21 protein-coding genes are annotated in these 21,249 nt (G+C 68.0%); 17 read left to right on the top strand and 4 right to left on the bottom strand.

What is annotated here, in order from left to right; translation table 11 throughout:
• Positions 1–12: 12 nt before the first annotated feature.
• Positions 13–870, bottom strand: coding sequence for a 3-hydroxybutyrate dehydrogenase (locus ACE3PU_RS05920; RefSeq protein ID WP_374387646.1), 858 nt, complete (start codon positions 868–870; stop codon positions 13–15).
• Positions 871–924: 54 nt separating this feature from the next.
• Positions 925–1,695 (bottom strand): peroxide stress protein YaaA, encoded by a 771-nt coding sequence (gene yaaA / locus ACE3PU_RS05915; protein ID WP_374387644.1) that lies wholly within the window; start codon positions 1,693–1,695, stop codon positions 925–927.
• Positions 1,696–1,888: 193 nt separating this feature from the next.
• On the opposite strand from yaaA, the gene serS reads away from it, so the two are divergent.
• The 9 genes from serS to ACE3PU_RS05870 all read left to right on the top strand — a co-directional run bounded on the left by serS (position 1,889) and on the right by ACE3PU_RS05870 (position 9,622).
• Positions 1,889–3,175: a serine--tRNA ligase gene (serS, locus tag ACE3PU_RS05910; protein WP_374387642.1), complete on the top strand. Its 1,287-nt coding sequence runs from the start codon at positions 1,889–1,891 to the stop codon at positions 3,173–3,175.
• Positions 3,176–3,179: 4 nt separating this feature from the next.
• Entirely contained in the window at positions 3,180–3,572 is a 393-nt protein-coding gene (locus tag ACE3PU_RS05905; RefSeq protein ID WP_374387639.1) for a hypothetical protein, read from the top strand.
• A gap of 4 nt (positions 3,573–3,576) precedes the next feature.
• Positions 3,577–4,371 (top strand): 5'/3'-nucleotidase SurE, encoded by a 795-nt coding sequence (gene surE / locus ACE3PU_RS05900; protein WP_374387637.1) that lies wholly within the window; start codon positions 3,577–3,579, stop codon positions 4,369–4,371.
• Positions 4,368–5,012 (top strand): protein-L-isoaspartate(D-aspartate) O-methyltransferase, encoded by a 645-nt coding sequence (locus tag ACE3PU_RS05895; RefSeq protein ID WP_374387635.1) that lies wholly within the window; start codon positions 4,368–4,370, stop codon positions 5,010–5,012. Before surE ends, ACE3PU_RS05895 begins: the two co-directional genes overlap by 4 nt.
• Positions 5,013–5,121: 109 nt before the next feature.
• A complete protein-coding gene (locus tag ACE3PU_RS05890) occupies positions 5,122–6,171 on the top strand; it encodes a peptidoglycan DD-metalloendopeptidase family protein (RefSeq protein ID WP_374387633.1) in 1,050 nt (349 codons plus the stop codon).
• Between the two features lie 169 nt (positions 6,172–6,340).
• Positions 6,341–6,658 carry a preprotein translocase subunit YajC gene (gene yajC / locus ACE3PU_RS05885; protein WP_374387631.1) on the top strand — a complete coding sequence of 106 codons (318 nt, stop codon included), beginning with the start codon at positions 6,341–6,343 and terminating at the stop codon, positions 6,656–6,658.
• A 32-nt stretch (positions 6,659–6,690) separates the two neighbouring features.
• On the top strand, positions 6,691–8,283 hold the full coding sequence (secD, locus tag ACE3PU_RS05880) for a protein translocase subunit SecD (protein WP_374387629.1): 1,593 nt from the start codon (positions 6,691–6,693) through the stop codon (positions 8,281–8,283).
• A complete protein-coding gene (secF, locus tag ACE3PU_RS05875) occupies positions 8,283–9,272 on the top strand; it encodes a protein translocase subunit SecF (RefSeq protein ID WP_374387627.1) in 990 nt (329 codons plus the stop codon). Before secD ends, secF begins: the two co-directional genes overlap by 1 nt.
• An 86-nt stretch (positions 9,273–9,358) precedes the next feature.
• The gene (locus ACE3PU_RS05870) at positions 9,359–9,622 is read left to right on the top strand and encodes a hypothetical protein (RefSeq protein WP_374387625.1); all 264 of its coding nucleotides are present in this window, start codon (positions 9,359–9,361) and stop codon (positions 9,620–9,622) included.
• Positions 9,623–9,667: 45 nt separating this feature from the next.
• On the opposite strand, the gene ACE3PU_RS05865 is transcribed toward ACE3PU_RS05870, so the two are convergent.
• On the bottom strand, positions 9,668–10,873 hold the full coding sequence (locus tag ACE3PU_RS05865; protein WP_374387623.1) for a pyridoxal phosphate-dependent aminotransferase: 1,206 nt from the start codon (positions 10,871–10,873) through the stop codon (positions 9,668–9,670).
• Between the two features lie 123 nt (positions 10,874–10,996).
• Between ACE3PU_RS05865 and ACE3PU_RS05860 the strand changes: the two genes are divergently transcribed.
• The 7 genes from ACE3PU_RS05860 (at position 10,997) to rodA (ending at position 18,386) form a co-directional block, all read left to right on the top strand.
• The gene (locus ACE3PU_RS05860) at positions 10,997–11,710 is read left to right on the top strand and encodes a TVP38/TMEM64 family protein (RefSeq protein WP_374387621.1); all 714 of its coding nucleotides are present in this window, start codon (positions 10,997–10,999) and stop codon (positions 11,708–11,710) included.
• A gap of 83 nt (positions 11,711–11,793) precedes the next feature.
• The gene (locus ACE3PU_RS05855; protein ID WP_374387619.1) at positions 11,794–12,219 is read left to right on the top strand and encodes a hemerythrin domain-containing protein; all 426 of its coding nucleotides are present in this window, start codon (positions 11,794–11,796) and stop codon (positions 12,217–12,219) included.
• A gap of 203 nt (positions 12,220–12,422) precedes the next feature.
• Positions 12,423–13,463: a rod shape-determining protein gene (locus tag ACE3PU_RS05850; protein ID WP_201215772.1), complete on the top strand. Its 1,041-nt coding sequence runs from the start codon at positions 12,423–12,425 to the stop codon at positions 13,461–13,463.
• Positions 13,464–13,583: 120 nt separating this feature from the next.
• Positions 13,584–14,714, top strand: coding sequence for a rod shape-determining protein MreC (gene mreC, locus ACE3PU_RS05845; RefSeq protein ID WP_374387615.1), 1,131 nt, complete (start codon positions 13,584–13,586; stop codon positions 14,712–14,714).
• Complete coding sequence (locus tag ACE3PU_RS05840) at positions 14,711–15,229, top strand: hypothetical protein (protein WP_374387613.1); 519 nt, start codon at positions 14,711–14,713, stop codon at positions 15,227–15,229. The genes mreC and ACE3PU_RS05840 overlap by 4 nt, the downstream gene beginning before the upstream one ends.
• The gene (gene mrdA / locus ACE3PU_RS05835; protein ID WP_374387611.1) at positions 15,226–17,226 is read left to right on the top strand and encodes a penicillin-binding protein 2; all 2,001 of its coding nucleotides are present in this window, start codon (positions 15,226–15,228) and stop codon (positions 17,224–17,226) included. Before ACE3PU_RS05840 ends, mrdA begins: the two co-directional genes overlap by 4 nt.
• Positions 17,223–18,386, top strand: a complete 1,164-nt coding sequence (gene rodA, locus ACE3PU_RS05830) for a rod shape-determining protein RodA (RefSeq protein WP_374387609.1) — start codon at positions 17,223–17,225, stop codon at positions 18,384–18,386. Before mrdA ends, rodA begins: the two co-directional genes overlap by 4 nt.
• Before the next feature lie 81 nt (positions 18,387–18,467).
• On the opposite strand, the gene ACE3PU_RS05825 is transcribed toward rodA, so the two are convergent.
• Positions 18,468–19,820, bottom strand: coding sequence for an MFS transporter (locus ACE3PU_RS05825; protein ID WP_374387607.1), 1,353 nt, complete (start codon positions 19,818–19,820; stop codon positions 18,468–18,470).
• Positions 19,821–20,046: 226 nt separating this feature from the next.
• Here ACE3PU_RS05825 and cyoA point away from each other — a divergent pair, with 226 nt between their 5' ends.
• Positions 20,047–21,237 carry a ubiquinol oxidase subunit II gene (gene cyoA / locus ACE3PU_RS05820; RefSeq protein WP_374387605.1) on the top strand — a complete coding sequence of 397 codons (1,191 nt, stop codon included), beginning with the start codon at positions 20,047–20,049 and terminating at the stop codon, positions 21,235–21,237.
• Positions 21,238–21,249: the final 12 nt, after the last annotated feature.

The following is a 21,249-nucleotide window of genomic DNA, read 5'->3' as shown; positions in this document are numbered from 1 at the left end:
TGTTTCCTCCGCCTATTGGGCGGTCCAGCCGCCGTCGATGGAGAAGCTGGCGCCGTTGGCCGAGGCGCCCAGGTCGCTGACCAGATAGAGGAACAGGCCGGTCAGTTCGTCCGTCGTGACGAACCGCTTGGTGGGTTGCGCCGCCAGAATGACGTCGGTCAGCACCTGTTCCTTGGAGATGCCACGCGTACGGGCCTGATCGGCGATCTGCTTTTCGACGATCGGCGTCTCGACGAAGCCGGGGCAGATGGCATTGCAGGTGATGTTGTCGCGCGCCAGCTCCAGGGCAACGGTCTTGGTCAGGCCGATCACCCCGTGCTTGGCGGCGACATAGGCGGACTTGAACGGGCTGGCGACCAGACCGTGGGCCGAGGCGATGTTGACGATGCGGCCGCGCCCCTGCGCCTTCATGATCGGGATCGCCGCGCGGGTGGCGTAGAAGGCCGAGGACAGGTTGATGGCGATGATCTGTTCCCACTTGTCGGCGGGAAACTTCTCAACCGCCTCGACGTGCTGGATGCCGGCGTTGTTGACCAGGATGTCCAGCCGGCCGAACTCGTGCCGGGCGAAGGCCACCATGTCCGCGACCTCGTCGCCCTGCATCATGTTGGCGGCGTGATAGCGGACGCGGCCGCTGGAGGACGCCTCCAGCTCCGCCCGGGTGCGCTCGATCTCCGCAGGGTCGCCCAGGCCGTTCAGCACCACGTCGCCGCCGCGCGCCGCGACCGATCGGGCCAGGGCCAGGCCGATGCCCGAGGTGGAGCCTGAAATGACCGCCACCTGTCCCTTCAAGTCGCCGATGTCGTGAAACTGCGGCGCCTCGCCGTGCGCGGCGTTTCCGCCCTTCGATGACTTAGGCCACTGGAACATGGATCCGCCCTTTGGTTCTTGTGCGGTTAGACTAGCGGCAGGACGGCCGGACGATCAAGAATTTCCCGACCTGATGAATATCCACTCCACCTCGGAGGAGGCGGCCTTGTCGAAGCGGTAGCCGTCGCGGTCGAAAGCCTTGAGATCCTCGGCTCGTTCGATTCGCTCGTCGATGGCGAAGCGCGCCATGGCGCCGCGCGCCTTCTTGGCGAAGAAGGAGATGATGCGGCTCTCGCCGTCCTTTTCCTCGCGGAACTGAGGCGTCACGACCGGCAGTTTCAGCGCCCGCGCGTCGACGGCGCCGAAATACTCCTGGCTGGCCAGGTTGACGAGCGTCGGATCGGCCTGGCCTTCGGCGTCGGCGTTCAGCTGCCTGGAGATGCGGTCGCCCCAGAAGTCGTAGAGGCTGGACCCGCGCCGCGTCTTCAGCCGCGTGCCCATCTCCAGGCGATAGGGCTGGATGCGGTCAAGCGGCCGCAACAGGCCATAGAAGCCCGAGAGGATCCGAAGGTGATCCTGGGCCCATCCAAGGGCCGCCGCATCGAGCTCTCGCGCCTTGAGCCCCTCGTAGACGTCGCCGGCGAAGGCGAAGGCGGCCTGGACGCCGTCGACCGATTCGGGGTCGAAGGCCTTGAACCGCTCGGCGTTCAGCTTGGCCAGATCGTCCGAAATGCCCATCAGACGGCGCAGGTCGGCGCGGGTCTGGCGCTTTGTGGTCTTCGACAGGCTGGCGGTGTCGTCGCGGAACCGGCGCTCCGACGCGGGCAGGGCGGGATCGGCTTCGGTGAAGTCGAGCCGCTTGGCGGGGGACAGAACGATAAGCAAGGCCAAGCTCCTAAAGCCAGGCGGCCGACATAGGCCGCTTCGGTGACGATTTGAACCAGGCATGGGGGGCGCGCCATCGACGAACGCCTTCCTATGGGAGGGCTCGGCGCCAGGGAGAGGAGAGGCGCGTTGCCCGACTCCGCGCAGGCGGGTAGAGCGTTCGGCTTCCAACGCCTGACCGAAGTTTCCGACCATGCACGACATCAGAGCCATTCGCGAGAACCCGCAGGTTTACGTGGCGGGGTGGTCGTCGCGCGGGGTGGAGGAGGCCGACGGGCTGGTGGCGCGCATCCTGGAGCTGGACGCCGAACTGCGCCGCGCCCAGACCACGGGGCAGGACGCCCTGTCCAAGCGCAACACCGCCTCCAAGCTGATCGGCGCGGCGATGGGCAAGAAGGACATGGCCGAGGCCGACCGGCTGAAGGCAGAGGTCGAGGCGCTGAAGGGCGAGATCGCCGCCGCCGCCGAGGTGGAGGCGTCCGTCGGTAAGGAACTGCGCGACCTGCTAGCTGGCCTGAAGAACCTGGCGGCCGAGGATGTGCCGGACGGCGAGGACGAGGCGGGCAATGTCGAGGTCTCCCGCTGGGGAACGCCCCGTGAGGGCGGCCCGGCCAAGGATCACGCCGACTTGGGCGAGGCCCTGGGCCTGCTGGACTTCGAGGCGGCGGCGAAGATGTCGGGCGCGCGGTTCGCGGTGCTGAAAGGGCAGCTGGCGCGGCTGGAGCGCGCCGTGGGCCAGTTCATGCTGGACATGCAGACGGACCAGCACGGCTATCTTGAAGTGAACCCGCCGTTGCTGGTGCGGGACGAGGCGATGTTCGGGACTGGCCAGTTGCCGAAGTTCGAAGAGGATTTGTTTCGCGTCGGCGAGCACCTGCTCATCCCCACCGCCGAAGTCTCCCTGACCAATCTCGTGCGCGACACCATCCTGTCCGAGGACGAGCTGGCGACGCCGATGCGAATGACGGCGCTGACGCCGTGCTTCCGGGCCGAGGCGGGGTCGGCGGGGCGCGATACGCGCGGGCTGATCCGCCAGCATCAGTTCTCCAAGGTCGAGATGGTCTCGATCGCGCGGCCGGAGGACAGCGACGCCGAGCACGAGCGGATGACCGCCTGCGCGGAAGCTGTGCTGAAGGCGCTGGAGCTGCCGTTCCGGCGGATGCTGCTGTGCAAGGGCGACATGGGCTTTTCGGCGCAGAAGACCTTCGACCTGGAGGTCTGGCTGCCCAGCCAGGGCACCTATCGCGAGATCAGCTCCTGCTCGAACTGCGGCGACTTCCAGGCGCGGCGCATGGACGCGCGGTTCAAGCGGGCCGGCGAGAAGAAGACCGAGTTCGTCCATACCCTGAACGGCTCGGGCCTGGCGGTCGGTCGCACACTGGTCGCGATCATGGAGAATTATCAGCAGGAGGACGGACGGATCGCGGTGCCGGCCGTCCTGCGTCCCTATATGGGCGGTGTGACCCACATCGGAGCCTGAAGCCATGATGAAGACCCTGACCCTCGTCGTCGCCGGCGCCGCCCTGCTGGCCGGCTGCGCCACCGCAGCGACCCGGACCAATCCGGACCTCGATCCATCGGCGACCCAGTTCACCGGCTGGGTGCGGGTGTCGAACGGGGAGTTCCAGCTGTTCCAGGAGCAGCGCGACCTCGACAACGCCCCGTCGACGACCACCTGTGTCAGCGGCGCCCTGCCGCGTGACGCACAAGCCGCCGCCGGCGATCTGAACGGCGTGCAGGCGACCTTCACTGGCCGCACCGCGCCCTGGAGCGAAAGGGACGGGGTGCAGACGCTGATGCACGAGGGCGCCCGCATCACCAATCAGTGCCGCGGCGACTATGTCATCAAGGCGGATTCGGTGCGGGTGTTGCGCTGAGCTGATGCGGATACTTCTTACCAACGACGACGGGATCGAGGCCGAGGGCCTTGAATGCCTTGAGAGGATCGCGCGGACCCTGACGGACGACGTCTGGGTTTGCGCCCCCGCCGTCGAACAGTCGGGCAAGGGCCGCGGGATCACCCTGACCGAGCCGCTGCGTGTGCATCGGCTCGGCGAAAAGCGGTTCTCGGTGACGGGCACGCCGACCGACTGCGTCGTGCTGGCGATCAACGACCTGATGCCGGACAAGCCCGATCTGGTGCTGTCGGGCGTGAACCGGGGGCACAACATCGGCGAGGACGTCAGCTATTCCGGCACGGTGGCGGGCGCGCTGCAGGGGATGGCGTTCGGCATCCGCTCCATCGCCCTGAGCCAGAGCCTAGAGCGGTTTCATGACGAGGTGATCGCCCATTGGGAGACAGCCGAGGCCTTTGCGCCGGCCATCATCAGCCGCCTGCTGGAGCAGGACTGGGCGCCGGGGGTGGTGATGAACCTGAACTTCCCCAACCGTGCGCCGGAACAGGTGGAGCAGGTCGAGGTGACGACCCAGGGTTTCCGCGACGTGGGCGAGATGCACGCGGTGCGCCGAACCGACCTGCGCGGGCGGGATTACTATTGGATGAGCTTCCGCGGCCACAAGCAGGACCACGCCGAGGGCACGGACCTTCGCGCCGTCGAGGAGGGCCGCATCTCGGTCACCCCGCTGCACATCGACCTGACCCACAGGGCCAGCGTCCACGATCTGAAGAAGGTGCTGGGCGGGGCGCCGCCCAAGACGGTGTCGACGGCCGCATGAACCTGCAGGACGACCGTGCGGGCCGACTGATCCTCTCGCTCAGGCAGCAGGGAGTGACGGATCCGCGCGTGCTGAAGGCGATGGAGAGCGTCGATCGCGCCGTCTTCGTGCACGAGAAGTTCCTGGACCAAGCTTGGGAGGACCAGGCCCTGCCGATCGACTGCGCCCAGACGATCAGCCAGCCCTATATCGTCGGCCTGATGACCCAGGCGCTGGACGTCCAGCCGCGCCACCGGGTGCTGGAGATCGGCACGGGCAGCGGATACCAGTGCGCGGTCCTCAGCCGGCTGGCGCGCTATGTCTATTCGGTCGAACGGTATCGCAGCCTGCTCAACGAGGCCGAAGCGCGGCTGCGGACGCTGGAGATCGACAACGTCATCACCCGCCACGGCGACGGGGGGCTGGGCTGGCCCGAGCAGGCGCCGTTCGACCGGATCATGGTCACCGCCGCCTCGCCACATGAGCCGAGGGAGCTGCTGAAGCAGTTGAAGCCGAACGGCGTGCTGGTGGCGCCGGTGGGGCGCACGTCGGTGCAGATGTTGCACCGCTATGTCGGTCAGGGCGACGGCGCGTTCCACCGCGAAAGCCTGACCGAGGTGCGCTTCGTGCCTCTGGTCGAGGGGACGGCCAAAGAGGGCTGACCCTCCGCCGTTAACCTTCCCGCCCCAATTCGGCGACGATTACGGGGTTGGCTTCGCGGCGCCGACGGGGCACACCCGGCGGACGAGTTTAACCATGCGGGAGCGGCCGGTGACGGGTATTTCGGGCTGGATGAGAGCGGTTCTGATCGTGGCGGCGGGGGCGAGCGTGACGGCGTGCATCAGCTATCCGTCCGAGCCGCGCTATTCGACCCGGGCCACGCCCGCGCCCGCGCCGAGCGGATATCCCCCCGCCGCCTATCCGCCCCAGAGCCAGCCGTATCCTGGTCAGACCCAGCCGTATCAGCCGGGCGTTTCTGAATCGCCGCCGCCGGCGACCGCCCCGGTCGGGTCGGTGGAGGGCGGGGCCCTGCCGCCGACCGTCAGCGTCACGCCGCCTGCCCAGCCCAGCTATACGCCCGCGCCGGTCAATGGCGGGCAGCCGGGGGCGGCCTATGTGATCCAGCCGGGCGACACCATCTCGGGCGTCGGGCGGCGGTTCCAGACGCCGGTGCAACTGTTGATCGACCTGAACGGCCTGGGCCCCCGGGGCGCGATCACGACGGGCCAGCGGATCATCCTGCCCGAGTCGGCGGTCGACACGGGCCGCGACCCGTATGCGACCGGCCCGTCGCCCACCGGCGTGCTGGTGCCCAACGGCTCGGTTCCGCCGCCCCCGCCGCCGCCGTCGGGCAATGCGGCCCTTCCGGCGCAGACCCGCCCGGTCGCGCCTCCGCCCAGCACGGGCGCCCCGCCGCCCGCCGCGGTCGGTCAGGCCAATCTGGTGTGGCCGGTGCGGGGCGACATCCTGCGCCGCTTCGGCCCGGTCGGCATGGGCGAGCGCAACAACGGCATCAACATCGGCGCCTCGGCCGGGACGGCGGTCGTGGCCTCGGGCGCCGGGCGCGTGGCCTATGTCGGCGACGATCTGGTCGGGCAGGGGCTGACGGTTCTGATCGTGCACAACGGCGGCTGGCGCACGGTGTACGGACACCTGGGCTCGGCGACGGTCAGCGACGGGGATGACGTGCGCCAGGGCCAGCAGATCGGCACGGTGGGCCTGACCGCCGGGGACGGACGGCCTTCAATCCATTTCGAGACCCGGCAGATGCAGGGCGACGATCCCGTGGCGGTCGATCCGCTGACGGTATTGCCGCGCTGACGCCTGGCCGCGTCGCGATGCGCGAGGCGCGCCCGACGCGGCATTTTCGCTGAAGCGCGATCTTATCCGAAAACCGGCTTCCACTTTCCGGGATCGCGCTTTAGGTTCCGCGCCTCGTTTTTGATGGGGCGCCGACGAGGGCAGACCCCTCGTGTCTCGGAGATTCACCATGGGCGCTCCCGCTGACGGCGGCATGATGGCCGTGATCATGCAGTTCCTGCCGATCGTCGCCATCTTCATCCTGTTCTACTTCCTGCTGATCCGTCCGCAGCAGAAGCGCGCCAAGGAACATGCGGCCGCAATCGGCGCCGTGAAGCGCGGCGACACGGTGGTGCTGTCCAGCGGCATGATCGGCAAGGTCACCCGCGTCGAAGAGGCCGAAGTCAACGTCGAGATCGCCCCCAGCGTGAATGTGCGCGTGGTCAAGGGCATGATCGCCGAGGTGCGCAACCGCACCGCCATCGCCGCCAACGACGCCAAGGCCTGACACGCGCCTATCGCTGATCCGGGATCGCCCACATGATTCAGCTCTCGCGCTGGAAAGTCACCCTCGTCGTCCTGGCCGCCATTCTCGGCGTGCTGTTCGCCTATCCGAACATGCTGAGCCCGGCGCAGCGCGAGGCGCTGCCTGGCTGGCTGCCAAAGAACGCGCTGAACCTGGGGCTGGACCTGCAGGGCGGATCTTACCTGCTTCTGGAAGTCGACGTGCCGGCGATGCGCCAGGCGCGCGTGAACAATCTGGTCGAAGACGTCCGCGTCACGCTGAACGAGGCCGGGATCAGCACCGGCGGCTTCCAGCGGGAAGCGGGCGGGGTCGTCGTCACGCTGGCCAATCCGGCGCAGAATGACGCGGCGTTCGAGGCGCTGCGGACCCTGGCGGGCGCCCCCGGGCCCAGCGGGCAGGTCGAACGCACCGCCACGCGTCTCAGCGACAACCGCATCCGCTTCGCCTACACGGACGCCGCGCTGAACGGCATGGGTTCGACAGCCGTGGATCAGTCGATCGAGGTGGTGCGCCGCCGGATCGACAGCCTGGGCACCCGTGAACCGTCGATCACCCGCCAGGGCGCCGACCGGATCGTCGTCCAGGCGCCGGGCGAGAGCGATCCGACCAAGCTTGAAGAAGTCATCGGCCAGACGGCGCAGCTGACCTTCCAGATGGTGGACACCGAGAACTCCATCCAGGACGCCATGGCCGGCCGCGTGCCGCCCGACGCGCAGCTGCTGATGGACGAACTGGGTACGCCCTATCTGGTGAAGCGTCGCATTCTGGTGGCGGGCGAAAACCTGACCCGGGCCAGCGTCGGCGCCGATCAGAGCGGTCGCCCGGCCATCGACTTCCGCTTCGACGGCGCCGGCGCCCGCCGCTTCGGCGAGGCGACCGCCGCCAACATCGGCCGGCCGTTCGCCATCATCCTGGACGGTCGCGTCATCTCGGCGCCGACGATCCAGAGCGCCATCACCAGCGGCTCGGGCCAGATCACCGGCCAGTTCTCCATCGAGGAGGCCGCGACCCTGGTGAATCTGCTGAACGGCGGGGCCCTGCCGGCGCCCCTGAACGTCGAAGAGCGTCGGGTCGTCACCGCCGAACTGGGCGCCGACGCGGTGGCGGCGGGCGCCCTTTCGACCGCGATCGGCTTCGCGATCATCGTGCTGTTCATGATCCTGGCCTACGGCCTGCTGTTCGGCGGGGTGTCGGTGCTTGGCCTGATCCTGAACGGGGTGCTGATCATCGCCGCCATGTCGCTGACCCAGGCGACCCTGACCCTGCCGGGCATCGCTGGTCTGATCCTGACCTTCGCGGTGGCGGTCGACGCCAACGTGCTGATCTATGAGCGGATGCGCGACGAGGCGAGGGCGGGGCGCAGCGTGATCGCCAGCATGGACGCAGGCTTCAACAAGGCCATGGGCACCATCATCGACGCCAACCTGACCACCCTGGTCGCGGCGGGCATCATGTTCGTCTTCGGCCAAGGCCCGGTGCGCGGCTTCGCCTGGACCCTGACCATCGGCGTCTTCACCTCGATGTTCTCCGCGGTGATGGTGTCGCAGGTGCTGCTGTCCTATTGGCTGAAGACGGCCAAACCCAAGAAACTGCCGATCGCGGAGTGATGGCGATGCGTGGATGGCCTCTCATCAAGATTCTGCCGCAGAAGACGAACTTCCAGTTCGTCAAATATGCGCGCGCCGCCGGCGTCCTTTCGGTCGTGCTCTGCATCGCCTCGATCATCGGCTGCTTCTATCCCGGCCTGAACATGGGCATCGACTTCCGGGGCGGCGCCTCCATGGAAGTGTCCAAGCCCGCGGGTCAGGTGATCGAACTGGATCAGGTTCGCGAGGCGGTGAACACGCTGAACCTCGGCGACGTCCAGGTTCAGGGCATCGCCCGGCGCGACACCAACGCCAATGACGGCTCGACGGCCATCCTGCGGTTCCAGGTGCCGGAAGGCCGCGACCAGACGCAGGTCGTGCGCCAGGTCGAAGCGTCGATCACCCAGGCCGTCGGCGAGGTCGCCTATTCCGGCGTCAGCGTCGTCGGATCCAAGGTTTCCGGCGAACTGTTCACTTCGGGCCTGATGGCGCTGGGCGTCGCCGTGCTGCTGATGTTCCTCTACATCTGGTTCCGGTTCGAGCCCCAGTTCGGCTTCGGCGCCGTTGTCGGCCTGCTGCACGATGTGATCCTGACGTTCGGCCTGATCGTGCTGTTCAAGCTGGAGTTCAGCCTGAACATGGTCGCCGCCATCCTGACCGTCATCGGCTATTCGATGAACGATACGGTCGTGGTGTTCGACCGCCTTCGCGAGAACCTGCGCAAATACAAAACCATGCCGTTGCGCGAGGTCATCGACCTTTCGCTGAACGAGACCCTGTCGCGGACCATCATCACCGGCGTGACGGCGGTCATGGTTCTGGCGGCGCTGGCGGTCTTCGGCGGCGAGGCGTTGTTCGGCTTCTCCGTCGCCCTGATGTTCGGCATCATCATCGGCACCTATTCGTCGATCTATGTCGGCGCGCCGATCATCCTGCTGTGGGGCGTCAAGCGCGGCGCCCTGGCCGAGGACGCCAAGCCGGTGAAGCTGGGCATGGCCAGCCGGCCTTAGCGCCACGCCATTCTTAAAGAATTAGGCCGCCCCGGCGTCGCTGGGGCGGCCTTTTCCTTGAGCGTCGTCCGTGCAAGGCTGGGCTTATGAAAGCTCTCGCCTGTGTCGTCGCCGCCCTCGTCCTGTCCGCCTGCACCGACAGCAAGCGCGCGCGCAACGACGCCACTTGGGGCGACAAGCCGGCGGACATCACCTGCTGGACCTATGGGGTCGAGAACTTCAAGGGGCGGTCGACCGGCAAGGTCGAATATGACGACGGCGGCCGGATCTCGTTCGTGGACGCGTCGAACAACCGCTACACCACCATCGATGGCGATTGCCGCGTCGTCTACACCGAGCCCAGCAAATAGAGGCCGCGATAGCGGGCGGAGGCCTGAGCCCCCGCCCTTTGTCGGTCAGCGCAGCGAGGCGGTGAAGCGCTGGATGCGGGCGCAGGCCTCTTCCAGCACGGCGTCCGAGGTGGCGTAACTGATGCGGAAATAGGGGCTCAGGCCGAAGGCCTCGCCCTGGACCACCGCCACGCCCTCGGCGTTCAGCAGTTCCGTCGCGAAAGTGGAATCGCCATCGATGGTCACGCCCGTTTCGGTCGTCTTGCCGATCAGGCCGGCGATGGACGGATAGACGTAGAAGGCGCCCTCGGGCGTGGCGCAGGTGATCCCCGTCGCCTGGTTCAGCATCGAGACGACCAGGTCGCGCCGCTTCTCGAAGGCGTCCCGGCGTTCGGCCATGAAATCCTGCGGTCCGTTCAGCGCCTCGACCGCCGCCCACTGGCTGATGCTGGCGGGGTTCGAGGTCGTCTGGCTGGCCACCTTGCGCATCAGGTCGATCAGCGCCTTGGGCCCGCCCGCATAGCCGATGCGCCAGCCCGTCATCGCATAGGCCTTGGACACGCCGTTGACCGTCAGGGTGCGGTCAATCAGATCCGGCGCCACCTGGGCGATGGTCGTGTATTCGAAGTCGCCATAGACGAGATGCTCGTACATGTCGTCGGTCAGCACCCAGACATGGGGGTGGCGACGCAGGACCTCAGCCAGGGCCAGCAGCTCCTCGCGGGTGTAGGCGGCGCCCGTCGGGTTGGACGGACTGTTCAGGATCAGCCAGCGGGTCTTGGCCGTGATCGCGGCCTCCAGCACCTCCGGGCGCAGCTTGAAGCCGTCCTTCTCCTCGCCGACCACGGTGACCGGCTCGCCGCCCGCCAGCAGCACCATGTCGGGGTAGCTGACCCAGTAGGGCGCGGGCACGATGACCTCGTCGCCGGGGTTCAGGGTGGCCACCAGGGCGTTGAAGATGACCGGCTTGCCGCCCGGAGCGACGTGGATCTGGGCGGGCGTATAGTCCAGACCGTTCTCGCGCTTGAACTTGGCGCAGATGGCCTGCTTCAGCTCGGGCATGCCGTCGGCGTCGGTGTACTTGGTCTCGCCGCGGGTGATGGCGTCGATCGCCGCCTGCTTGACGTTGTCGGGCGTATCGAAGTCCGGCTCGCCGGCGCCCAGGCCGATGACGTCGCGTCCCTCGCGTTTCAGCTCGCGCGCCCGGGCGGTCACCGCGATGGTGGCCGACGGCTTGACGCGGGCGAGGGCGGAGGATTGCAGGCTGGACATGATTTTCCCGTGGATTTGGAAGTTTCTTGCCGGGGAGGGGCGAGGTTCCTTACGCGGCGACGCGTGTCGGGACAATGCGTCGATGCTCGCTAATGCGCGGATCGGGTGATATGGCGCGCGTCGATGCGCTGGATCCTCGATTTCCTGTCCAACATGGAGGCGCGTCGCTGGCGCGCTGCGTTGGCGACCGTTCTGCTGCTGGCCGGCACGATCGCCCTGTTCGCACTCGGGAAGAGCCAGCTGGGCCTCGGCGCCGAGGCGCAGCTGGAGGCCTGGCTGGGCGGGTTCCGCCACGGGCCCTGGGGTCTTCCGGCGGCGGTCGTGGTGTTCACCGTGGCCGCCTTCTTCGGCGCCCCGCAGTTCATCCTGATCGCCGCCTGCGTGGTGGCGTTCGGCCCCTGGTTCGGGTTCCTGTACAGCTGGATCGCCACGATCGCCTCGGCCGGCGTGACCTACTGGATGGGGCGCGGGCCCACGGCCCGGCTGCTGGCGCGGCACGGCGGGCGGACAGTGGGGCGACTGGCGCGATTCGTTGGCAAGAACGCCTTCTACGCCAGCTTCATGATCCGCAATGTGCCCTCGGCGCCCTTCATCGTGGTCAACATGGCGTTTGGGGCGGCGCGGGCGTCGTTTCCGATGTTCCTGGCCGGCTGCGCCCTGGGGGTGCTGCCCAAGACGGCGCTGGTCGCCTTCTTCGGCGGGTCCTTCATGACGGCCGTCAGCGGGGACGGCGTCTGGACCTCGGCGATCCTGGCGGGCGTGGCGCTGGCCTGGCTGGCGCTGATGCTGGCGGTGCGCGAGATCGTGCGGCGACGGGAGGCGGCGCGCGGCGACTGACGCCGGTCAGGGTTATCCCCTAACCCAAGGTTTATGCGCCCTTCACCACGGCGCGGCACGGTGGGCCTGAAGGGACGGGTCCGATGGATTTTCAGAAGCTTCATGGGCAGCACCGCGCCATCGTCAGGCTGGCCAGCGACCTGATGAGCGAGGTCGGAGAGGTGCGCACGCGCGAGGACGCCGTGGAGGCGCGCCTTCTGCTGGAACGCCTCGACCGGGTTCTGGGGCTGCATCTGGAGCTGGAGGACAGGACGATGATGCCGGCGCTGATGTCCAGTCCTGACCCGAAGACCCGCGCCCTGGCCGCCGACTGCGTCGAGGAGATGGGCGGCCTCGCCCAGGTCTGGAACGGGCATCTCGCGACCTGGGCCGTCGAACGGATCCATGGCGAACCCGACAGATTCGCCTCGGCCACGCGCAGTCTGATGGAGGCCGTGGCGCGCCGCGTGGACCGTGAGGAGCGCGATCTCTATCCCGTGGCGGAGGCCGTCGCGGACCGGGCCGCCTGATCGCCTGGAACGGTATCAACCGCCAAGCTGACGAGGCCGTTATCGGGGCTTGCCATCGCCCCCGCATGCGGGCAAACGGGCTTCAGTAGGCGTGGCGAAGACGATCAGGACGCGGATGGGGGAGGGGATCCCCATCGTGTGGGCGTCGCCAGGTCCACTGCGAACAAAGACGCCCTCGGCCCAGAACAACGGTATCCTTTCCCATGAGCTTTTCCCTTTTCGGCGCGATCTCAAACGACATCGCGATGGACCTGGGCACCGCCAACACCCTGATCTATCAGAAGGGCAAGGGCATCGTGCTCAACGAGCCGTCGGTCGTGGCGCTGAGAAACGTCGGCGGCCGCAAGATCGTCCACGCCGTGGGCATCGAGGCCAAGCAGATGCTGGGCCGCACGCCGGGTCACATGGAGGCCATCCGCCCCATGCGCGACGGGGTCATCGCCGACTTCGAAGTCGCCGAGGAGATGATCAAGCACTTCATCCGCAAGGTGCATAACCGCAAGGGCTTCGTGAACCCCAAGATCATCGTCTGCGTGCCGTCGGGCGCCACGGCGGTCGAGCGCCGCGCCATCAACGACAGCTGCCTGAACGCCGGCGCGCGCCGCGTGGGCCTGATCGACGAGCCGATGGCCGCCGCGATCGGCGCCGGCCTGCCGATCCACGAGCCGACCGGCTCCATGGTCGTCGACATCGGCGGCGGCACGACGGAAGTCGCCGTGCTGTCGCTGTCGGGCATCGTCTATTCGCGCTCGGTCCGGGTCGGCGGCGACAAGATGGACGACAGCATCATCAGCTACATGCGTCGCAACCATAACCTTCTGATCGGCGAGACGACTGCCGAGCGTATCAAGAAGGACATCGGCACCGCCCGCATCCCGGCCGACGGCGAAGGCCTGTCGATCGAGGTGAAGGGGCGCGACCTGATGCAGGGCGTGCCGCGCGAAGTGCGCATCTCGGAGCGTCAGGCCGCCGAGGCCCTGGCCGAGCCGGTCACCCAGATCATAGAAGCCGTGAAGGTCGCGCTGGAAGCGACGCCGCCGGAACTGGCCGCCGACATCGCCGACAAGGGCATCATGCTGACCGGCGGCGGCGCCCTGCTGCGCGGCCTGGACGTCGAGATCCGCGACCACACCGGCCTGCCGGTCTCGGTCGCCGACGATCCGCTGTCGTGCGTGGCCGTCGGCTGCGGCCGCGTGCTGGAGCATCCGCGCTGGATGAAGGGCGTGCTCGACGCGGCCTTCTGAGGCCGTCCACCCCGATAAGGCCTTCGTGATGGCGGTTTCATTCCCGCCGTGATTTTGCGATAGGCTGGCGCACTGGTGGAGGCGTCCACCGATTCCATTTTGCTGATTGGCAGGTCGCCCGTGGCGTTTCGCGACGGCCCTTTCGAAAACATCAAGGTCCCATTGACGTGGACGGCGGCCGTCGTGGTCGTTGTGGCGATCGTCGGGGCCATTCTGCTGCTGATCAGCGACCGTCAGGCTCCTGACGGCGCGCCCGGCCACGCTGCGTTGCGAGGCGGGACCGAGGCGGTCGTGGCCCCGGTCGGCAGCGTGCTGTCGGCGCCGGTGCGCTGGGTCGGCGCGGTGGGCGACTACATCGGCGGCTACTTCTTCGCCGTCTCCGAGAACCGTCGTCTGAAGGCCGAGATCGCCGAACTGCGCGGCTGGCGCGACGAGGCGATCGCGATGAAGAACGTCAACAGCCGCTATGAGGCCATGATGGGCCTGCGGACCGAGCCGCCCGTGCCCATGGTGACCGCACGCGCCATCTCGGATGCGCGCGGGCCCTTCAATCGCGCGCGGCTGCTGGACGCCGGGGCCGCCAAGGGCGTGCGGATCGGCAATCCGGTGTTGAACGAGTTCGGTCTTGCCGGGCGGGTGTCGGGCCTGACGCCCGGCGTCAGCCGCATGGTTCTGCTGACCGATGTCGCCTCTCGCGTGCCTGTCCTGATCGAGCGCACCGACGCGCGCGCCATGCTGGTCGGCGACGGCGGCGAGAATCCGCGACTGGATTACGTACGTGGCGCCGGCTCGCTGCAGCCCGGGGACCGGGTCGTGTCGTCTGGCGACGGCGGCGGCGTGCCGCGCGGCCTGCCGGTCGGCGTGGTCGCGCGCGGGATCGACGGATCCTGGCGGGTGAAGCTGTTCAGCGATCGCGGGCCGATCGACTATGTGCGGGTCCTGCTGTTCCAGAACTTCGCGCAGCTGATCAATCCCGAGGCGCTGAACGCGCCGCCGCTGGCCGGCCTGCCCACGGCGCCCGAGCCCACGCCCCAGCAGGCGGCCGAAATCGCCGATGTGGCCGCCCGCCGTCGGGCCGAAGCCGAAGCCCAGGCGGAGCGCGCCCGCATCGCCGCCGCCCAGGTCGCCCAGGCCCAGGCGGCGAGACAGACTGCGGCTCAGCCGCCCGCCGCGTCTCCGCCCCAGGGCCGGCCGCCGGCGGCCTCGCCTCCGCCGCAGCCCGCTCAGTCCGCCCCGGAGGACGTGACGTGAGACGGCCGGCTGCGGTCCGCGTCGTCGGTCCCCTGCAATGGATCATCTATCCGGCCTTGGCCGCGGTGGCCGCCACCATCGTCCTCGCAACTCCAGCTGAGCTGTTCGGCCTGCGACTGCCCGAGCCGGTGATCCCGATGGCCCTGGCCTTCGCCTGGCCGCTGATCCGGCCATCGATGATCGGACCGGCGATGCTGTTCGGGCTCGGGCTGTTTCTGGACATCTTCTGGGGCGGACCGCTGGGTCTTTGGCCGCTGTGCCTGATGGGCGTCTATGGGACCGTGCTGGTGTCGCGGAACCTGCTGGCGGGGCACGAGGGCGTGGTGCGGTTCGGCTGGTATCTGGTTTGCACGATCGCGGCCTTCGTCCTGGCCTACGCCATCGTGGCCCTGCGCGCGGCCAATCCGCCGGCGATCCTGCCGGTGCTGGGCCAGGTGATTCCGACCCTTCTGCTGTATCCTGTCGCCCACTGGCTGATCGAGCGTTTTGACGACGGCGACACGAGGTTCCGATGAGCGGCGAACCGTCCATCTTCTTTTCCGACGCCAACGAGCGGCAGGGCTCCTTCCTGCGGCGCACCTTCGTGCTGGGCGGTCTGACCGGCCTGGGCGCCGTGGCCCTGATCGGGCGGTTGGGCCAGTTGCAGGTCGTGCAGGCGCAGGAATATGCGACGCTGTCGACGCAGAACCAGTTCAACTTCCGCCTGGTGCCGCCGCCGCGGGGGCTGATCAAGGACCGCAACGGTGTCGTGGTCGCCGGCAACCGGCCCAGCTTCCGTGTCCTGATCGTGCGCGACGAAACCAAGGATCTGGACCAGACGCTGGACCTGCTGGGTCAACTGTTGCCGGACACGATGGAGCGCCGCCGCTCGATCATCCGTGACGTCAACGCGGCGCGGAAGTTCACGCCCGTGCCGGTCAAGTCGGACCTGAGCTGGGAAGAGTTCGCCAAGGTCAACCAGTACGCCAACGAACTGCCCGGCGTGATGGTCGACATGAACGACGCCCGCTACTACCCCTTCGGCGGCACTTTCGCCCACGTCGTCGGCTATGTGGCGAAGGTGTCGGACCGCGACGTCAAGGCGATCCGGGACGAGGGCAAGGCCCCGCCGGAAATCATGTTCAATCCGGCGTTCCGCATCGGCAAGCAGGGCGTCGAAAGGGCGCTGGACGAAGAGCTGCGCGGCGTCGCCGGCGGCAATCGGGTCGAGGTCGACGCGCGCGGTCGCGTGGTCGCCGAGGACATCGGCGGATCGCGGCCGGCGGAGCCCGGCGCCGAGGTGGTGCTGACACTGGACGCCGACGTCCAGAACCGCGCGCTGGAGGTCTTCGGCGAGGAGTCCGGCGCCTGTGTCGTGATGGACGTCCGCAACGGCGACATCCTGGCCATGGTCTCTTCGCCGTCGTTCGATCCCAATCTGTTCGTGGGCGGCGTGCCGTCCAGCATCTATCGCGCGCTGGCCGACTACGAGCGCCGGCCGTTGCTGGACAAGGCGCTGACCGGGACGTTCGCGCCGGGGTCGACCTTCAAGCCGGTCGTCGGCCTGGCGGCCATGAAGCGCGGAGCCGATCCGAACCGGCGCATCGTCTGCAACGGCGCCTATTACCTAGGGCGCCGCTTCGCCTGTCTTGGGCGCCACGGCTCGCAGGACATGCGGGAGGCGATCAAGAACTCCTGCAACGTCTACTTCATGACCCTGGCCGTGGAGCACGGTCCTGACGCCATCGCCGAGACGGCGCGCGAGATGGGCTTTGGCCAGACGTTCGACATCGGCATCCCGGGCCAGAAGGCGGGCCTAGTGCCGGATCGGACGTGGCGTCGCGAGAACCCCGTGCGGGGCGACGGCAAATGGTATCCCGGCGAGACGCCCAGCTACGGCATCGGCCAGGGCGCCCTGACCGTGAACGCGCTGCAGCTGGCGGTTTACGCCTCGCGGTTGGCCAACGGGCGCAAGGCGGTCACGCCGCGCCTGATCAAGTCTGTCGGCGGCGTCGAGCGCGAGGGCGGGTCGGCCTTCGCGGACCTGCCGTACGATCCGGCCTTCCTTCAGGTCCTGCGCGACGGCATGGAGGCCGTGACGGACGTCGGCGGCACCGGCTTCCGCAACAGCCAGCTGGGTCTTGGCGACATCCGCATGGCCGGCAAGACCGGAACGGCGCAGGCCCAGAACTACGGCGCCGGCTCGCGCAAGGGCGCCGGGCGGCCCTGGGCGCAGAAGGACCACAACCTGTTCATCGCCTTCGCCCCGGCCGACAACCCGCGCTATGCAGTGTCGGTGATTGTGCAGCACGGCGGCCTGGGCGGCGGGACCGCCGGCGCACCGCGCGCGCGCGAGGTGATGAAGGTCGCCCTGCTGAAAGATCCGGACATGCGCGCCCGCATCGAGCGGCCCCCGGCGCCCGATCCCGTCGACCCTTCACCCACGGCCGCCCCCGCACCCCAGGCCGCCGCGACGCCCCAGCCCCGGCCGACGGCCGGCCCGCGGCCATATAATTCCGAGGATCCGCGATGACCGCGTCGGCCCTGACCCGGCCTGGGCAGCGAGAGCGGCTGTCCAGCAAGCTGTCCGAGATCGACTGGCGGCTGGTCGGCCTGATCGCCGTCATCGCCGGCGCGGGCGTCGCGATGCTCTATTCCATCGCAGGCGGCGCCTGGCAGCCGTGGGCGCTGAACCAGCTGATCCGCTTCGTCGGCATGGTCTTCGTCATGCTAGCGCTGGCGCTGGTGAATCCGCGCTGGTGGTTCCGGGCCGCCTATCCGCTCTATGGCGTGCTCATGGTGCTGGTGCTGCTGATCGAGTTCACCCCGCTGGGGTATGAACCGGCCGGCGCCGGGGCCAAGAACTGGCTGAACCTGGGCTTCATCCGCATACAGCCGGCCGAGTTCATCAAGCTGGGCTTGGTGCTGGCCCTGGCGCGCTGGTATCACAACCATTCCGCCGAGGAGGCGCGCTGGCACTGGAAGCTGATCGTGCCGGCGGCCATGATCGGCGTGCCCTTCATCCTGGTGGCCAAGCAGCCGGACCTTGGCTCGGCGATGATCATCGGCCTGACTGGCGCCGTGGTCATGTTCATGGCGGGCCTAAGCTGGCGCATCATCGGCGCGATGGCGGCGGCCGCGGTCGTTATCGTGCCGCCGTTCGTCATGTTCGGCATGCACGAGTACCAGCGAAACCGGGTGCTGACCTTCCTCAGTCCCGAGAGCGACCCTAGCGGCACCGGTTACAACATCATCCAGTCCAAGATCGCCCTGGGCTCGGGCGGCATCCTAGGCAAGGGCTACGGCCTGGGCAGTCAGAGCCAGCTGGAGTTCCTGCCTGAGCGGCATACGGACTTCATCTTCTCGACGGTGGCCGAAGAGTTCGGCTTTGTCGGCTCGTGTTTCCTGCTGCTCTGCTATGTCGGGGTGATCATCATCGCCCTGCGGATCGCCTCGCTGGCCCACAGCCACTTCGGACGCATCGGGGCGGCAGGCATGACGGCCTTTTTCGCCCTGTTCGTCATGATCAACGGGGCGATGGTGATGGGTCTGGCGCCCGTCGTGGGCGTGCCCATGCCGCTGTTGTCCTACGGCGGGTCATCGATGATGACGGTGATGATCGGCTTCGCCTTCGTCCTGTCGATGCGGGTCCACCGCTACAACGAACTGCCGAAGGGTTCGGGCCTGTTCTGACGAAGGCCCATCGCCGCACGAAAACGCCGCCCGCTGGATGCAGCGGGCGGCGTCTTTGCATCCGCAGGGGGCTTGGCGGGATCAGCCGGCCTTGGCGGTCCGCTGCCGGTCCGAAGAGCTGCGGGCCAGTTCGCGGTTCAGCCAAAGCGCCAGCAGGGTGAAGACCGCGCCGGACAGCAGATAGGCGCCGGCGGCGATCAGCCCGAACTGGCTGGAGATCCACAGCGCCGCCAGGGGGGCGAAGCCCGCGCCGAACAGCCACGCCAGGTCCGACGTCAGGGCCGAGGCCGTATAGCGGTGGCTCAGGCTGAAGCTGGACGCCACAGGGCCCGAAGCCTGGCCGAACGACAGTCCCAGCAGGATGAAACCCGAGATCATGAAGGTCAGCTCGCCCGCCGCTCCGCCATTGAGCAGCTGGGGCGCGAAGCCCGAGAAGGCGGCGATGCCGGCGGCCGTGATCGCCAGCAGGGTGCGGCGGCCGTAGCGGTCGGCCAGCACGCCAGAGGCCAGGATGGCCAGCAGCCCGAACACGGCCCCGACCATCTCGATCAGCAGGAAACGGACCGGCGTCTCGCGGGTGAACAGATAGATCCAGGACAGCGGGAAGACCGTCACCATGTGGAACATGGCGAAGCTGGCCAGGGGCGCGAAGGCGCCGATCCAGATGCGCGGTCCCTCGGCGCGCACCGTCTGGAAGACGGGGGTGGGCTGCAGCTCGCGGCTCTCGAACAGCTTCTGGAAGGCCGGCGTCACCACGATGCGCAGGCGCGCGAACAGGGCGACCACGTTGATGGCGAAGGCCACGAAGAACGGATAGCGCCAGCCCCAGTCCAGGAAGTCGGGCGCCGACAGGGTGTTCAGGAAGAAGGCGAACAGGGCCGACGCCACGATCAGGCCGATCGGCGCGCCCAGCTGGGGCACCATGGCGTACCAGCCCCGGCGGTTCTCCGGCGCGTTCAGGGCCAGCAGCGAAGCCAGGCCGTCCCAGGCGCCGCCCAGGGCGACACCTTGGCCGATGCGGGTGATGGCCAGCAGGATCGGCGCCCACAGTCCGACCGTCTCATAGCCGGGGATGAAGGCGACCGACACGGTCGAGGTGCCCAGCAGGAAGAGCGCGGTCGTCAGCTTGGCCCCGCGACCGAACTTCCGGTCGATGGCGATGAACAGGACGGTGCCCAGAGGACGGGCCAGAAAGGCCAGGGCGAAGACCGCAAACGACAGCAGGGTGCCGCCCACCGGCCCCGCGAACGGAAAGATCAGTTGCGGGAAAACCACCACCGAAGCGATGGCGTAGACGAAGAAGTCGAAGAATTCCGACGTCCGGCCTATGATGACGCCGATGGCGATTTCGCCTGCATCCACCTTGCCGTGGCGCGTGTTGATGACAGCGGCGTCGCGTTCAAGGGATTCTGACGAAGGGGTCGAGGCGGTCATGAGCTCCGGTCGCTCCAGTTCGGCAACTTATACGGCGGATCGCCGTCGGTTTGAATGGCGCCCTTTGCGCCGAAAGGGCCGACGAGAGGATAGGACAGATTGTCCACTGTCGTTCCATGCGAAGCGGGACTACCAGCCGCGCCACAACGCCCCTGAACCGTCGCTGATCCTGCCCGTGGTCCGACGCCGACAGATTGGAGCCGCCGTGCGCCGTTTGCGCCTGCTTATGATTTTGCCCGTCGTGGCCCTGCTGTCGGCCTGCGACATGGTCGTGATGGCGCCGGCCGGCGACGTCGCCGCCCAGCAGCGCGACCTGCTGGTGGTCTCCACCCTGTTGATGCTGCTGATCATCGTTCCGGTGATGGGGCTGATCGTCTTCTTCGCCTGGAAGTACCGGGCGTCGAACAAGGAGGCGCAGTACGAACCCGACTGGGATCACTCCACTTCGCTGGAGCTGGTGATCTGGTCCGCGCCGCTGCTGATCATCATCTGCCTGGGCGCCCTGACGTGGGCCGGCACCCACCTGCTTGATCCCTATCGGCCGCTGGACCGGATCAAGCCCGGACAGGCGGTGGCGGAGGATGTCGCGCCGCTGCAGGTGAACGTGGTCGCGCTCGACTGGAAATGGCTGTTCATCTACCCGGAGTACGGCGTCGCCACGGTCAATGAACTGGCGGCCCCGGTGGACCGTCCGATCCGTTTCCACATCACGTCGTCGTCGGTGATGAACAGCTTCTACATCCCCGCCCTGGCCGGCCAGATCTACGCCATGCCCGGCATGGAGACGAAGCTTCACGCGGTCATCAATCATCCGGGCGAATACGAAGGCTTTTCGGCCAACTACTCCGGCGACGGCTTCTCGCACATGCGTTTCGCCTTCCACGGACTGGACCGGGCCGGTTTTGACCGCTGGATCGCGGGGGTGCGCCAGGGCGGTCAGCCGCTGGACCGCGAACGCTATCTGGAGCTGGAAAAGCCCAGCGAGAAGGTCCCGGCGATACGGTTCTCGAACGTCGAGGGCGGTCTCTGGGACGCGATCCTGAACATGTGTGTCGAGCCCGGGAAGATGTGCATGGGCGAGATGATGGAGATCGACCGCCGGGGCGGCCTGACCATGGCGTCGGTGCGCAACACCATGCCGCTGGTCTATGACAAATACGCCGGTCGCGGGTCGAACGCCGCCTTCTTCGGGTCGGACGACAGCTATGTCATGACCATCTGCACCCCGTTGCAGGCCGAGGCCGCCGCCGCCGAGCGCGCCCGTCGCTCCGAACTGCTGAACGCCTCGCGCGGACCGATTGATCGGTCGCCGCTGTCGGGCCAGGGCCTGACCCCGCAGGGCGTGCCGATGGCCTCGCTTTCACCCTTTGCGACGGGACCGGCCGAGGCCGGCGTCCGTTCCGCCCCCAACGCCTGAGCGACCCCCCCG

The organism is Brevundimonas sp., from assembly GCF_041911375.1.
Taxonomy (GTDB): Bacteria; Pseudomonadota; Alphaproteobacteria; order Caulobacterales; family Caulobacteraceae; genus Brevundimonas.
This window is presented reverse-complemented; position numbering and strand designations above follow the sequence as displayed.

Bases quoted from the DNA above. Each gene is read 5' to 3' on its own strand.
- ACE3PU_RS05920 (WP_374387646.1), bottom strand. From the start codon at position 870: ATGTTCCAGTGGCCTAAGTCATCGAAGGGCGGAAACGCCGCGCACGGC.
- serS (WP_374387642.1), top strand. From the start codon at position 1,889: ATGCACGACATCAGAGCCATTCGCGAGAACCCGCAGGTTTACGTGGCG.
- ACE3PU_RS05905 (WP_374387639.1), top strand. From the start codon at position 3,180: ATGATGAAGACCCTGACCCTCGTCGTCGCCGGCGCCGCCCTGCTGGCC.
- surE (WP_374387637.1), top strand. From the start codon at position 3,577: ATGCGGATACTTCTTACCAACGACGACGGGATCGAGGCCGAGGGCCTT.
- ACE3PU_RS05895 (WP_374387635.1), top strand. From the start codon at position 4,368: ATGAACCTGCAGGACGACCGTGCGGGCCGACTGATCCTCTCGCTCAGG.
- yajC (WP_374387631.1), top strand. From the start codon at position 6,341: ATGGGCGCTCCCGCTGACGGCGGCATGATGGCCGTGATCATGCAGTTC.
- secD (WP_374387629.1), top strand. From the start codon at position 6,691: ATGATTCAGCTCTCGCGCTGGAAAGTCACCCTCGTCGTCCTGGCCGCC.
- secF (WP_374387627.1), top strand. From the start codon at position 8,283: ATGGCGATGCGTGGATGGCCTCTCATCAAGATTCTGCCGCAGAAGACG.
- ACE3PU_RS05870 (WP_374387625.1), top strand. From the start codon at position 9,359: ATGAAAGCTCTCGCCTGTGTCGTCGCCGCCCTCGTCCTGTCCGCCTGC.
- ACE3PU_RS05865 (WP_374387623.1), bottom strand. From the start codon at position 10,873: ATGTCCAGCCTGCAATCCTCCGCCCTCGCCCGCGTCAAGCCGTCGGCC.
- ACE3PU_RS05860 (WP_374387621.1), top strand. From the start codon at position 10,997: ATGCGCTGGATCCTCGATTTCCTGTCCAACATGGAGGCGCGTCGCTGG.
- ACE3PU_RS05855 (WP_374387619.1), top strand. From the start codon at position 11,794: ATGGATTTTCAGAAGCTTCATGGGCAGCACCGCGCCATCGTCAGGCTG.
- ACE3PU_RS05850 (WP_201215772.1), top strand. From the start codon at position 12,423: ATGAGCTTTTCCCTTTTCGGCGCGATCTCAAACGACATCGCGATGGAC.
- mrdA (WP_374387611.1), top strand. From the start codon at position 15,226: ATGAGCGGCGAACCGTCCATCTTCTTTTCCGACGCCAACGAGCGGCAG.
- rodA (WP_374387609.1), top strand. From the start codon at position 17,223: ATGACCGCGTCGGCCCTGACCCGGCCTGGGCAGCGAGAGCGGCTGTCC.
- ACE3PU_RS05825 (WP_374387607.1), bottom strand. From the start codon at position 19,820: ATGACCGCCTCGACCCCTTCGTCAGAATCCCTTGAACGCGACGCCGCT.
- cyoA (WP_374387605.1), top strand. From the start codon at position 20,047: ATGATTTTGCCCGTCGTGGCCCTGCTGTCGGCCTGCGACATGGTCGTG.